Here is a 13186-nt window from a genome sequence, read left to right on the forward strand (position 1 = left end):
TCCTCTGCAAAATAAGTGTCTAGATGAATTCGAGAACCTTGACGGTCGCCTCTGGGTGATCGCGAAAGCGCTCAGCATCGCGCTCGATCTGTGCAAGCTGGTCCATCGCCGCAGAGCAGGCAAAGCCGTATTTATCGCGTACGCGTTCCGACGCGATACCTAACGCTCGCCGTGAACGTTCGACGAAATCGTCCAGCGCATAGGTCTCTCCAGGCTTGAAAAAATCGCCGATGACGAGCGACGGCGAATAACAGTTCGCTTCGTCGCCATCGGGCCACTGAATCCGAAAGTGCATGACAGGCATCGCAAATCCTCTATCAATCAATGAATAGGCGGCGTGCGCTTTGCAAGGAAGCGGCAAGTAAAGCAGCATTCCGCCCGGCACGGCCGGTGCAAAGGCCGTCACATCATGGCCGAGCGCAGTCAACGCCGTCGCCAGTTCGAGCGTATGCGTCACGCCACCGCGCGGGTTGACCGAATGCGTCAGCAATGCGCTACGCAACCTGTTCACCGCGGGCCGTCCTTCGCGATCATGAACGGCTCGCGATTGAAATCCCACAACACCGCAGTCTCTTCGTGCTGACGCAAAACCACTTCACGCGTTGCATCGACCGAACCAATCACCGCGCACGCGAGCGAACGCGAGTCAAACTGCGCCTGCACGGCTTCCACCTGTTCTTCCCGCACCGATAGCAGAAAGCCGAAACTCGGAAACGCTGTGACCCAGCGCTCCAACGGAACATCTGCAGGCTTCGGAATACGATCGATATCGATCCGCGCGCCCACCCGCGAGCATTCGAGCAACATCAGCGCCGTGCCGAGCGTGCCGGCCATGCTGATGTCTTTCGCCGCGTCGCACAGGCCACCTTCTGCCAATTTCGGCAGCAGTTCCAGATCCGCTCCAAGACGTCCAGACGGCGCGTCCACCGATGCATTCCAGAACGGATAAGGTTCCTCAAACCGGCCGCGCAAATCGACAGCCATCATCAGCCGGTCACCCGGTTTCGCGTTGAAACTCGAAAGCAGCGTCTTAGCTCGCCCCACAATCGACACCGCCAGTTGCGCTGCATTGCTGCGCGTATTCGTATGACCGCCGACGATCGGTACGCCATAAGCGACAGAGGCCGCAGCCATGCCTGCAAGCATGTCCCCGGCCGCGCCAATGCCCTCACTCCACAGTGCATCAACCACCGCAAGTGGCCGACCACCCATCGCGTAGATGTCGCTGACGTTGACCATCACACTGCTATAGCCGGCGAACCACGGCATCGCGCTCACGAAATCGCTGACCATGCCTTCGATTGCGAACAGTAGATAGCCATCGCCATCGGCGAGTGCCGCGCAGTCGTCGCCAAGTGCGACGGCCTGTGCGAGATCCTGCGCACCGCCAGGCAGATGCCGTGCGAGCGAGCTGACCACATCGGCGATATCAGTCTTGTGCCGAAACCCGCGGCTTTCGCGCAAGCTGGCAACGAGATCGGCCACGTTCATGCGGCTCTCCGTGCGGACTGAAGGCCATGTGGCTGCGTGTGAGTCACAAAGCCGCCATACGGTGTCACGCATGGCGGATACCAATCCAGCTGCGCCTGCATCAGATGATGAGGCCGCCCCAATAGCGTTTCTTCAGCAAGCACGTCCCAATGCATCGCGCAAAAGAGCGGCACGTTCTGGCTCTGCACATGCGCGAAAAAAGTCTCGCAGCCGAGCGCATGGGCGCTGCTCACCGCGAGACGAATCAGCGTAGCGCCGATCTTGCCGTGACGGCGAAACGCCGCATGCACGGCGAGTCGCGAACCGAACCACACGTTGCCCTCATCGCGATGAATCCGCACAGTGCCGACCACCTGCTCCGGCATGCCGGCCACGCAACTGACTGCCACCAGTTGCTGCGCGTGTCGATCGATATCGTCGCGATCATCGCCGACAAAAATGCCCTGCTCAATGCAGAACACTGCGCGCCTCAACTTGTACGCTTCGTCGGCTTCCCAATCCAGGGTGGTCCATTTGATACGGAATTCGCTCGGCGTATACGGTGCAAAAACAACGTCGCCATCCAGTGCCTCGCCTGCAATCGCTTCCCCGAACATGATCACTCCTCGTACGATGACAGCGATGAACACGCGCCGCATTTGCCGCATCCCGCCTTGATATCGCTCGAACGCATCGCGGCGGCGTTGAGCATGCCACCGAGCGGCTGCAGGATCGACTTCATGAATTCGGGAGTGGGCGCCGGATGATCTTCGAGCGGCGTGCCGCTGATCGGCACGAACGGCACCACGAACGGGTAGACGCCGAGTTCGATCAGTTCACGCGACACGGTCAGAATCGTTTCGGCACTATCGCCGAGACCGGCGAGTATGTACGTGCTGACCTGGCCGCGCCCGAATACGGCAACCGCGGCCTTGAACGCCTCCATGTAACGCGACATCGGCACGCCCGCTTTGCCCGGCATGATGCGTTCGCGCAATGCGGGCGCCACCACTTCGAGATGCATGCCGAGCGTATCGATGCCGCTCGCCTTCATGCGCGCGAACCAGCGATCGTCGTCAGGCGGCTCGCATTGCGCCTGAATCGGCAGATCCACCGCCGCCTTGATGGCGAACGCGCTCTCGCACAGAATCCGCGCGCCACGATCAGGCGTGGGCGGCGTGCCGGTGGTCAGCACCATGTGCTTGACGCCGTCGAGCAACACCGCTGCACGCGCCACTTCGGCCAATTGTTCCGGCGTTTTGCGGGCGATCGTGCGGCCTGCCGCGAGCGACTGCCCGATTGCGCAGAACTTGCAACTCTTGCGACGGCTCTCGTAGCGGATGCAGGTTTGCAGCACCGTCGTGGCCAGCACGTCCGCACTATGCAGCGTGGCGATGTGCGAGTACGGCACACCGTCGAGCGTTTGCATGCCGTAAAAACGCGGTGCTTTCGGAAAGCTGATATTGGCAATCGGAATCGTGCCCCGCAACAACGCGCTCGAACCGTTCGCGTCCGGCGTCTGCGCGACGAACGGCGAGTGCCATGCGGTGCTCGTATGCACCGGCACCATGATCGTCACACCGTCCACCGTTACGGCTTTGTGGTCCGATGGGCCTGCGCCGCCGCGCCGGCTCGCGGCGCCCGCATCCGGAGACACGAGCCGCAAACCGGCCGACTGCAATTCAGTCATCAATTGCCGGCTCGCTGCCGACAGTGTCTCGCTGGAGTTCATCGCGCCATCCCTCGTCTGAATCGAAACCAGTACCCGAAGCACTGGACCACACCGCCATCGGTGCGACGGTTTCCGCCGGCCGCCGGTTGATCGCAAGGCTGAGCAATTCAGGCCGCGCGTAGTGGCCGACCGAATCCATCATGCGTTTGCGTTTGGTGATCAACGTCATGTCGAGATCGGCGATTACCATGCCCTCGCCTTCACGCAGCGGCTGGGCCAGGTGCTGCCCTTCGGGCGACACGATCGCGGTATTGCAGCCGCCGCGCAGCGCTTTCTGCAGATTCGTATCCGGCGTGACCGACGCGATCTGCGCTTCGGTAAGCCAGCCCGTTGCATTGACCACAAAGCAGCCCGACTCCAGCGCGTGATGCCGGATGGTCACCTCGATCTGGTCGGCGAAGATCGGCCCCACCAGCGAACCGGGAAACTGGCTGCAATGAATCTCTTCATGCTGCGTCATCAATGCGTAGCGCGCGAGGGGGTTGTAGTGCTCCCAGCAAGCGAGCGCACCGACACGCGCCACTGCGGTTTGAGCGACTTTCAAACCAGCCGCGTCGCCTTGGCCCCAGATCATCCGTTCGTGAAACGTCGGCGTGATCTTGCGGCGCTTGAGCACCAGTTGGCCGTCCGCGTCGAAGATCAGTTGCGTGTTGTAGAGGCTGCCGTGGTCGCGCTCGTTGACGCCTAACACCACCACCATCCTATGCAAACGCGCCCGCTCAGCCACCGCTTGCGTCACCGGTCCCGGCACGATCACGGCTTCCTCATAGAGCTTCATGTGATCGGCGCCGGATGCAACCGGCGGCCGCACGAAAGAAAAGTATGGGTAGTACGGCACGAAGGTTTCGGGGAACACGATCAGTTGCACGCCTTCGCGTGCCGCCTTCTCGATGGCCTCGCATACCTTCTCGAGGGTGCCGCCGCTCCGTTCGAAGTCCGGTGCGATCTGGACTGCCGCGGCACGCACGATGCGCTTGTCGGACATAGTGGTCACCCGCCTCTCGTCAAACCGTCCACGTGTGGATGATCAACGCGTTGTCCTTGCGATGAAGCAGCTGGATATCGAGCACGTCGAGCGGACTGACCGGGCGGATGCCTTCGATCAGCGACGCTTCGCCGTGTCCATACAAGGCTTGCAGTGCGAAGCGGCAGGCGTACACCTTGCCGCCCTCTTCCATGAATTTCATCAGTTGCTTGTTGAAGTTCAGGTGACCGGGGAACGCTTCGTCGCCGAGGGTTGGAAAGCCGCGTTGCAGACCAAGCGTGACACCCGGCCCATACAGCAGTACTGACGTCTCGAAACCCTTGCGTTGCAGACGGGTGGCCTGAAGCAAGTTGACGAAACCGATCGAGCCTTCGAACGCAACCGTGTGAAACGTGACGAGCGCCTTCTCGCCCGGTTCCGCTTTTACGTCTTCGAAGACTTTCTCTTCGTAGTCGACAAGGTAATCGCCTTTCTGATGCAGCGGTTTGTTGACGGCTGGCATGACACTCTCCGATCAGGTTTGCTAAGTAAAAGATGACGCGCGTTCAATCTGTGCGCGCTTCTCCTAATGCAACGCCCGTGCCATTGATCGGCCACACAAATGCAATCAATCAGCAATCAATTCCGGCTCGATTCGACATGCGACTCGAAAATTCTTTTGGCGCGAAGGTTGCATGCAGCCGGGGCGTCACGAGCATTCGCACTCAGCGCCTCGATATCGCACCAGCAGGGTGCGGTTTGCCGGCAGAGACGTGTCGGCGTGGTGCACTCATTCACCACTGGCGATCAATCCGATCATTGAGTGCCTCAGCATCCGATCAACTTTAATGACCTTCACCCGAAGCCCAAGACGATGAGCAGCCCGACACACCACTGGATCAAACGTCTCGCCGATATCCGCAAACCGGCCTACCTCGCGATTCCCGAACTGATTGAAGAAGATCTCGCCACCGGCCGTCTGCGTCCGCGCGACCGCCTGCCTGGGCTGCGCGATCTCGCCCGGGAACTCGCACTGAACTACACAACGGTGGCACGCGCGTATGCGGAAGCGCGAAAGCGCGGTTTGCTCGATTCGCGCGCCGGCAGCGGCACCTTCGTGCGCGGCCGCACCGCGACCTTGCCGCTGGCCGGCGGCACCAGCATCGAGATGTCGATGAACACGCCACCCGAGCCGCCCGACTACGCCGCGCATTTGCGCGACTCGGCCACGCGCCTGATGACCGGCTGCGATCCTTACCAGTTACTCCGTTATCAGGACTTCGGCGGTTCGGCCGCCGACAAGGACGCGGGCGCAGAATGGCTTAAGCGGCGCGTGCCGCATTGCGACGCGCAGAACGTGCTGGTGTGCCCTGGCATTCATAGCGCGCTGGTGGCGCTCGTCTCGCAGTTGGCACGGCCCGGCGGCACGATCTGCCTCGACACGCTCACCTACCCCGGCATCAAGGCGATCGCCGCGCAACTCGGCGTGCGTCTGCAAGCCCTGCCGCGCGACGACGAAGGTCCGCTCGCTCACGCATTCGAAGCGCTTTGCAAGACCGACAAGCCGAGCGCGTTCTATTGCAATCCGACGCTGCAGAACCCGAGCACGCTGACGCTCACGCACAAACGGCGCGAGGCCCTCGCAGACGTTGCGTTGCGCTACAACGTCCCGATCATCGAAGACGACGCCTACGCGATGCTGCCGCAGAATGCGCCCGATGCGCTCGCGAGCTTCGCACCCGAACTGACCTACTACGTGACGGGTTTATCGAAGAGCCTCGGTGCCGGTTTGCGGGTCGCGCATCTGCACGCACCGACTGCAAGGCAAACACAGCGCCTCGCTGGCGCATTGCGCGCGACCACGGTGATGGCGAGTCCGTTCACGGTCATGCTCGCGACGCAATGGATCGTCGACGGCACCGCGCTCGACATGCTCAACGCGATTCGCAATGAATCCCGCGCGCGCCAGGCGATTGCCTTGCGCATGCTCGAAGCGTGGTCTTACGAAGCCCATCCGGATGGTTTTCATTTGTGGTTGCCGGTGCCGGTCGAGAGTGGCTGGAGTGCATCGGAACTCGCGTTGCAACTGCGCAATCAGGGCATCGCCGCGGTTGCAGGCGCGGCGTTTTCTACCGACGGCAATCCGCCGAACGCCATGCGCGTGTGTCTCGGCGGCTCGAAGACGCGCGACGAATGCGAAGAGGCGCTGCGTATTGTGGGCGAGACACTCGACCATCCGCATCACCTGCATTCTCCGGTGATGTGAAATCGTCCGCCTGCTTCGGCATAGATGCGTTGCGCCGACCATTATTGTCATATGAATGCGGTGCAGAGCAAGGCATCGAGTCTGGTGCAAAGCGTGAGTTTCTTCCGGATCGGCACGGCGGCGTTCTAAGACCCGAAATCGAGCCCGCCGATCAATACCACCGGCTCAGCCTGTGTGTGCGAGAGAAAATCCAGTTCGCGCACATGGCGCCAGGCTTCGAGCTTGCGCGGCAGCGCAGCCAGATAGCCGGCGAAGCGCGTCGGCCCTTCCGCGCCCATCAATCGTTCGATCTCGTCGTTATCCCAGGTCAGAAACAGATTCAAGGGATGCGCGTAGTGGCTGAGGCCCTCGATCGGTGCTGCGTGAATTCGCACGCGCGTGGGACGCCCATGTCCGCCGTAAGGCAGTACTTCGGTATGCACAGTGGTGGCAAAACATGCGGCGATCGCCTCGGCGATGCGAGGCGCAAACTGTTCATCGAAACGGACGGCACTCTCTGGACGCATCTATGTCTCCGACGTTCTTCACAACGAGCAAAGTATCGTAGCATGCGGGGGGACTCGCGACTGTTGCGTACTTTTTGTGTGTTTGCCGTGTGACTGTAGTGGCCTTGTTGCCTGTGGCGTTGGGCTTTCCTTGATCTGGCTTCTTTGGCCTTTGGCCTTTGGCCTTTCCTTGAATTCTTATTGGTTTATTAGCGTCGCCCCTGTGCGGGGCAGGCACTTACTTCTCTTTGCCGCCGCAAAGAGAAGTAAGCAAGAGAAAGCGGCTCACACCGCTAATTCTTAAGCGAGTCCCTCGCGCAGCCACGGTAGTGGTGCATCTGGAATCCGTGCCCTCGCACATTCGGCCGTGGTGACAAAGGGCTCATCAGCGCCCACTCCGCACTGCGTGCGTCGCGGATGGGTGTGCCACGGAAACCTGCGGGGTGCGTGGGCGGGTGCGTAATTCTCCGCTTGCCCTCCCTTTTCTAACTCGCCTCAATTAATCAAGTTTGCCGTATACCGTCTCGCCCTCGAACAACGTCATCGTCGTCGCCACCTCCGCTATCCGATGTGACGCCACCTCGCGTACGTCGTCACTCAGTACCGCGAGCGATGCCGGACGGCCCACGCTCAGTTGGCCCGCCTGGTCGTCGAAACGCAAGCTGTACGCGGAATTGTGCGTGTACGCCTGCATCATCGTTGCGAGATCGACGCTTTGCTCCGCAAGGAACGGCGTGTCGTCGATATCGCCAGGCCTCGCACGGCGCAACGCGGTTTCTATTGCCACCAGCGGGTTTTGTGTCGATACCGGCCAGTCGGAACCGCCCGATAACATCGCACCGTTGCGCTGCAAATCGCCAAACGCATAGTGGCGGCTCATTCGCCGTTCTCCCAGCAGTTGCGTGTACAGATCCTGCAGATCCGGTGCGACACTGCCCCAGACGGCCTGAATCGATGCGATGGCACCGATCTCGGCGAAACGCGGTACGTCCTGTGGGTCGATCAGTTGTACGTGCGCCAGTTGCGCTCGGCGGTCGCGGCGGCCGCGTTCGTGGTTCAGCGCCTCAAGTGCGTCCAATGCCATTCGTACCGCGCGGTCGCCGATCGTGTGGAAATGTAGGTCGAAGCCGGCAGCGTCAGCGGCAAATACAGCCTCGCGCAGTTGCGCGGGATCCCAATGCGCAGCGCCGTTATGGTCGGCGTCTTCGTAGTTGTCCAGCAATGCGCCTGTGTGGCTTTCGAGCACGCCGTCGATAAAGATCTTGGCCGTGTGCAAACGTACGCGGCCGCCGTCGTACTGATGGCGCCAGTCGATCAGCTTGGCAATCTGCGGCGCCAGCGACATATTCGGCGACACCAGCAACCCCAGGCTCACGTTTGCCTTCAGTTCGCCGTTGTCCCGTGCACGCACGTAGGCATCCACAAGGCGTTGCCCCACCATCGCTTCGAACCACCCCGTAATGCCATTTTCATGGGCCTGGCGTTGCGCCTTCTGCAACGCCAGCGCGGATTCGTCTGCGCCCATTTGCGGGAGATGGCGAAACAGTCCGTATAGCGCGGCTTCATGCACGACACCCGTGGGCTCGCCGTGCTCGTCGCGTTCGTAAATGCCGCCCTCGGGGTCCAGGGTCGTTGCGCTCACGCCGAGGGCGCGTAATGCGGCTGTGTTCAGGCAGCCGGAATGCACGTCATGGCCAATCAGCAGCAACGGACGGTCACGCACCATCGTGTCTAACGCCGCGCGGTTGAGCTGCTCGCCGAGCGCTTCGAGTGCAACGTTGCCCGCCATCACCCAGCTTCGCTGCGGATGCAGAGCGGCGCATTCGCGGACCTGGTGGGCAATTGCGTCGAATGAGTGCGCGTCGCCAAGATCGCCGTCACACGTCAGTTGGAATCCTTCGACAGGATGCGCGTGCGAATCCGTAAAGCCCGGCGCGATCATGCGCCCACGCAAATCGATTTGCTCTGCCTGGTGAAGCGCCTCCGGCAAACCCGCGCGACGGCCGACGTATGCGATCAAACCGTCGCGCACGGCAAGACATTCTGCAAAGGCCGGCGTCGGGCCACCGGTGTAGATCGCACCGTTGACGAAGGTGCAGTTGCGGTAGCGCAGCGCGTCGCGTGCGGCATCGTGTGAGAAGTTAGCCATGATAGTCGTCAGAATGAATAGATGAATTGGGTCGCCAGAATGTCGTTGGCACATGAATAGGTACCGTCGTTCATCAGGAACACCGGATGGTTGGCCTGGTCGTGCCGGTACTCGAACTTGAGCGTGATCTGCTGGGTCGGAAAAAACAGCAGGTCGGCCGTGATGTCGTAGTGCGTCGCGCCTTTGCACTCGGTGCCATTGCGCGTCGAGACGGAGAAGCACGCAGGGTCGATGCCGAAGCCGCTCGTCGCATTCACCGAAGGATTACCGCCCGAGAGTCCATACAGAATGTTTGGCGCGCCGCCGCCATTGGCCGTGTCGTTCAGGTAGTCGAAGCGCAGCGTCGCGCCCATATGGCCGAGCCACGTGGAAGTCCACTTCTTGTGGCCCTGCAATGAAATGCCGTACCAGCGCGCGGTGCCGCCGTCGTAAGCGCCCTTCTGCTGTTCGCCGTAGTCGAGTTGCGCGTTCAGTTGCAGCTTGTCGCGCGTGTAAGTCAGATCGGTTTCGACGTAGCGCATCATGCCGAAGGGCGTCGATGCGTTGCATTGGTAACCATAGCCGCCCGGATTCGCGCACGGCGAGAACAGTGTCGAGCGGCCGAACATGCCGGCCACGCCAATGTCGAGCGCGGTCGACAATGCATCGTCGAAGCGCGCAGAGAGCGACGGCACCCAGTTGCTCTGCGAGGTGTTGTTGGGACCTTTGACGATCGCCCCCGCGGTGCGCAACTGTTCGTTCGCGATGTACACCTGCCAGAAATGCGTGAAGATCGCGTTGTTCCCCTTCAGGCCGATGCCAACCATGCCTGCCGGTTCGCTGAAGTCGTACAGCAGGTTGTGCGTCAGGGTCAGCATCTGATTCGACGGCAATGGCTCATAGCCGATCGGGCTTTGCAACAGACCCGCCGTGAAAGTGGTCAGCGAGTTCAGCGGCACCGTCACATCGGCCTGCGTCAGAATGTTGTTGCCGACGCTGCCGTGCCCGCTGCTCAAGGTCGAACCCACACCGCGATTGGGCTGGATCACGATCTCCGCCGCCGGCGCGAGCGGCCCGACACCGAAGGTCTTCTTGATGTCGAGATAGACATCGCCAATCTGACTTTCGAAGTAGTCGTAGACGCCCGGGTCATGATTCAGGAACTGGAAGCCACCTGAACGCTGCGCGCGGTTGTACAGGTACAGCGGGTCGATATAGCCGGTTACGCTCAGGCCGGCGAGCGGGCCGGTGGTGGCCGCATCTTCAAGCGAGTCCGTTTTCAGCGTGAGATTGTTGACCTGCTCGTGCATCGACTGGAAATCACGCGCCAATGCTGCGGAGTCCTGTGCCGAAGCAAAAGCAGAAGCGGAAACAGAAGCAGCGGCTGTGGCAGACACCGGTGCAGATGCGGCCGCGGCTATCTGCGGCGTTGCCTTAACCTTGGCCTGAGCCTGCAGGCTATGAATCTCCGCTTGCAGCGAAGTGATTTGCGCCTGCAATGCATCAAGTTGCGCGGCAACGGACGGATGTGCAGAAGCGTCCGTCTGTGCAGCAAGGGCAGTCAACTGGAACGCGAGCGTGCTCACCAGAACAATGACTTTCAGTTTCATGATGGAAGATATCGAAGGGACGAGTTGATCCGCACCGCGTCGCGAGACGCGGCGGCAGAAAGCGTGCTTGTTGTATGAGCGTGGGGTTGCGGGACTCAGTTACGTTCCAAACGCACTGCTGTCGCCAGGTTGCGCAGCGTCGTCGATAACCCGTTCAGGCCGCTAGTCCGTCTTGTACTGTTGCCACAGGCGTGTCACGAGCCGGTTGATCTCGGTCGGCAAGGGCTTGACCGCGAACAGCTTGTTGAAGTCGGCCGGTGGCGGGAAAACCGCCGGATCAGCCAGCACTTCCGCATGCACCAGTTTCGACGCGCTCGCGACCCCGGTGGGATAAGAGGTGTCGTTAGTCAGGTTCGCGCTTTCCTTCTCGGACAGCACAAAGTTGATCCACTTCAGCGCGGCATCGGGATGCGGCGCATCTTTCGGCACGGCCATCACGTCGAACCAGATCGGGCCGCCTTCGTTCGGCAGAATGTATTTGATGTGATAGGAGCGATGCGCATCCAGCGCGGAGCGTCGCGCGGTATTCACGTCGCCCGACCAGCCGAGCGCGAGACAGATATCGCCGTTCGCCAGGTCACCGATATAGCTGCCGGTGCTGAACTGCGCGATATACGGCCGAATACCCTTCAACACGCTCATCGCGTCCTGGTAATCCTTGGGATTAGCGCTATTCGGATCACGCTTCATATACAGCAGCACACTGCCGAATACATCGCGTGGCGAATCGATCAGTGAAATGCCGCAGCTTTTCAGTTTCGCCGCGTTCTTTGGATCGAACAGCAGATCGAGTCCGTCGAGCTTTGCATCTTTGCCGAGCGCAGCCTGCACTTTCTCCACGTTGATCCCGAAACCGTCCGTCCCCCAACTCCAGGGCACGCCGTATTGATGCCCGGGGTCGTCGGCGGCGAGCAGCGCCATCAGTTTGGGGTCCAGCAGTGCGTAATTCGGCAGCCTGGTTTTGTCGAGCGGCTGGTAGATGCCGGCGGCCAACTGCTTCGCCCAGAAGGCGTCAGACGGCACTACCACGTCGTAGCCGGAGCTGCCGGAGAGCAATTTGGCTTGTAAGGTCTCGTTGCTGTCGAACTCTTGATACACCACGTGGATACCGGTCGCCTTCTCGAAGTTGGTGACTGTATCCTTACCGATCGAATTGCCCCAGTTGTAGACGTTCACGACCGCCGGGTCCGCATGCGCCGCTGCGGTCAGCAAACATACCGATAGTGCCCGCATCGGCCGCGCCAGTCTCTTACTCCACCCGCTGATTTCCATCCTCGACCTCCATCCCCGGTTCATGATGATGCAACGATGGGCAGAGTCTAGGGAGACGAAATTACGCCGTCTGTCCCGACTGAGGGGGGACACGCAGGATATAAACGTGCAACTTTGGGGTTCTCGGCGTTCAGGCGCTTGCACCCGGTTGGTGGAGGGGTAAGCCGCAGTGGGCGCGCCGATTTTTTCGTGTTATCAGTGTCAACTTGCCGCGATGCTCCGCTGAAAATATAAGGTCATGACCGCTTCCCCTCCTCCATACCACTGTCTGTCGGACAATTGGCCGCGCTGTCGAACGCCCTGGGTCCAGTGGTCGATTCTGCCGGTTCGTCGCGCTTTCTGGGGCAACTGTTCGATTGCGTGAAGCAATTTGTCGATTGCGATTCGTTGCATCTGCAACGGGCGCGCGTTACGTCGCAGGAAACACGCGCCCGGCGCATCGAGTGGATCGGCAGCTATGCGCCTGACCACGAAAACCTGCAGCGGACCATGGAAACGTACTTTGGCAGTTTCGCCGACCGCGACCCGCTCAACGACCGCGTTTCCGATGCCCGGCAGGCCGAATTGATTCACCGGTCGGCACAGACGATCGAAGACACCGAGCTACGCTGTCTGATCTACGACGTTGCGAATATTCACGACGAGTGCATCGTGGTGCGGCCGTCCAACGGCATCGCCTATTCGCTGTCCACCTGCCGCGCACGGCGTTTGCCGGCGTTCTCGCTCTATGAGTTGAGCGTGCTCAAGCATCTCGGCCAGGTACTGTTGCCGCTGGCAGAGTTGCATACACGCATGGTCGGCGTGCCGCTCGACGACAACATCAAAAGGATCGCGCCTGCGGATGCACTCCAGGCATATCTGACACGCCGCTCGATACTGCTCTCGTCGCGGGAGGCCAGCGTGTGTTCGTCCTTCGTAAAGGGCATGACGACACTGTCGATAGCAGAGGCAATAGGCGTAAAGGAGTCCACAGTCGAAACTTACGCAAAGCGCGCTTTCGCGAAGCTCGGCGTGAATTCGCGACGCGGCTTGTTGTCCGCGGTGCACGGAGTGGGAGCAGATGAGCGCCTTGTCACTAGCGCGGAATGTGCGAAAGCGCAGATTCCAGATGCACCACTACCGTAACTGTGCAAAGGCCCCGCTTATGAGCTAGCGGTGTCAGCCGCTTTCTTTTGCCTATCTTTTCTTTGCGGCCGGCAAAGAAAAGTAGGTGCCGCCCCGCACAGGGGCAACACTAAAAAACCAATAACAAAACAAGG

The 13186-nt window shown here is 60.7% G+C and carries 12 protein-coding genes and 1 pseudogene; 2 read left to right on the top strand and 11 right to left on the bottom strand.

Translation table 11 applies throughout. The features are described 5' to 3' along the window. Positions 1–19: 19 nt before the first annotated feature. The 7 genes and pseudogenes from PQR40_RS04885 to PQR40_RS04915 form a co-directional block, all read right to left on the bottom strand. Positions 20–304, bottom strand: a complete 285-nt coding sequence (locus PQR40_RS04885; protein WP_408229014.1) for an MSMEG_0570 family nitrogen starvation response protein — start codon at positions 302–304, stop codon at positions 20–22. 39 nt (positions 305–343) lie between these two features. Then, a pseudogene (locus tag PQR40_RS04890) lies at positions 344–511 on the bottom strand (MSMEG_0565 family glycosyltransferase); the annotation flags it as partial. Then, positions 508–1491 carry a sll0787 family AIR synthase-like protein gene (locus PQR40_RS04895; protein ID WP_408228848.1) on the bottom strand — a complete coding sequence of 328 codons (984 nt, stop codon included), beginning with the start codon at positions 1489–1491 and terminating at the stop codon, positions 508–510. The pseudogene PQR40_RS04890 and the gene PQR40_RS04895, both read right to left, overlap by 4 nt. Beyond that, the gene (locus PQR40_RS04900) at positions 1488–2087 is read right to left on the bottom strand and encodes an MSMEG_0567/Sll0786 family nitrogen starvation N-acetyltransferase (protein ID WP_408228846.1); all 600 of its coding nucleotides are present in this window, start codon (positions 2085–2087) and stop codon (positions 1488–1490) included. The genes PQR40_RS04895 and PQR40_RS04900 overlap by 4 nt, the downstream gene beginning before the upstream one ends. A 2-nt stretch (positions 2088–2089) precedes the next feature. Further along, positions 2090–3160: an MSMEG_0568 family radical SAM protein gene (locus PQR40_RS04905; RefSeq protein ID WP_408508565.1), complete on the bottom strand. Its 1071-nt coding sequence runs from the start codon at positions 3158–3160 to the stop codon at positions 2090–2092. Then, positions 3153–4187, bottom strand: a complete 1035-nt coding sequence (locus tag PQR40_RS04910) for a Nit6803 family nitrilase (RefSeq protein ID WP_408333702.1) — start codon at positions 4185–4187, stop codon at positions 3153–3155. Before PQR40_RS04910 ends, PQR40_RS04905 begins: the two co-directional genes overlap by 8 nt. 19 nt (positions 4188–4206) lie before the next feature. After that, entirely contained in the window at positions 4207–4689 is a 483-nt protein-coding gene (locus tag PQR40_RS04915) for an MSMEG_0572/Sll0783 family nitrogen starvation response protein (RefSeq protein WP_408228843.1), read from the bottom strand. A 351-nt stretch (positions 4690–5040) separates the two neighbouring features. Between PQR40_RS04915 and PQR40_RS04920 the strand changes: the two genes are divergently transcribed. Next, positions 5041–6432 (top strand): aminotransferase-like domain-containing protein, encoded by a 1392-nt coding sequence (locus tag PQR40_RS04920; protein ID WP_408508535.1) that lies wholly within the window; start codon positions 5041–5043, stop codon positions 6430–6432. 125 nt (positions 6433–6557) lie between these two features. Here PQR40_RS04920 and PQR40_RS04925 read toward each other — a convergent pair whose 3' ends face one another. From PQR40_RS04925 to PQR40_RS04940, 4 genes are all read right to left on the bottom strand, one after another. Further along, positions 6558–6938, bottom strand: a complete 381-nt coding sequence (locus PQR40_RS04925; RefSeq protein WP_408228837.1) for a DUF5594 family protein — start codon at positions 6936–6938, stop codon at positions 6558–6560. A gap of 478 nt (positions 6939–7416) precedes the next feature. Then, on the bottom strand, positions 7417–9066 hold the full coding sequence (locus PQR40_RS04930) for an amidohydrolase (protein ID WP_408508536.1): 1650 nt from the start codon (positions 9064–9066) through the stop codon (positions 7417–7419). A gap of 8 nt (positions 9067–9074) precedes the next feature. Beyond that, a complete protein-coding gene (locus tag PQR40_RS04935) occupies positions 9075–10655 on the bottom strand; it encodes a DUF3138 family protein (RefSeq protein WP_408508537.1) in 1581 nt (526 codons plus the stop codon). A gap of 162 nt (positions 10656–10817) precedes the next feature. Beyond that, complete coding sequence (locus tag PQR40_RS04940) at positions 10818–11888, bottom strand: extracellular solute-binding protein (protein WP_408229005.1); 1071 nt, start codon at positions 11886–11888, stop codon at positions 10818–10820. A gap of 318 nt (positions 11889–12206) precedes the next feature. Here PQR40_RS04940 and PQR40_RS04945 point away from each other — a divergent pair, with 318 nt between their 5' ends. Beyond that, positions 12207–13052 carry a helix-turn-helix transcriptional regulator gene (locus PQR40_RS04945; protein WP_408508538.1) on the top strand — a complete coding sequence of 282 codons (846 nt, stop codon included), beginning with the start codon at positions 12207–12209 and terminating at the stop codon, positions 13050–13052. The last annotated feature ends 134 nt before the right edge of the window (positions 13053–13186 follow it).

This window comes from Paraburkholderia sediminicola (assembly GCF_046026855.1).
Classification (GTDB): Bacteria; Pseudomonadota; Gammaproteobacteria; order Burkholderiales; family Burkholderiaceae; genus Paraburkholderia; species Paraburkholderia sediminicola_A.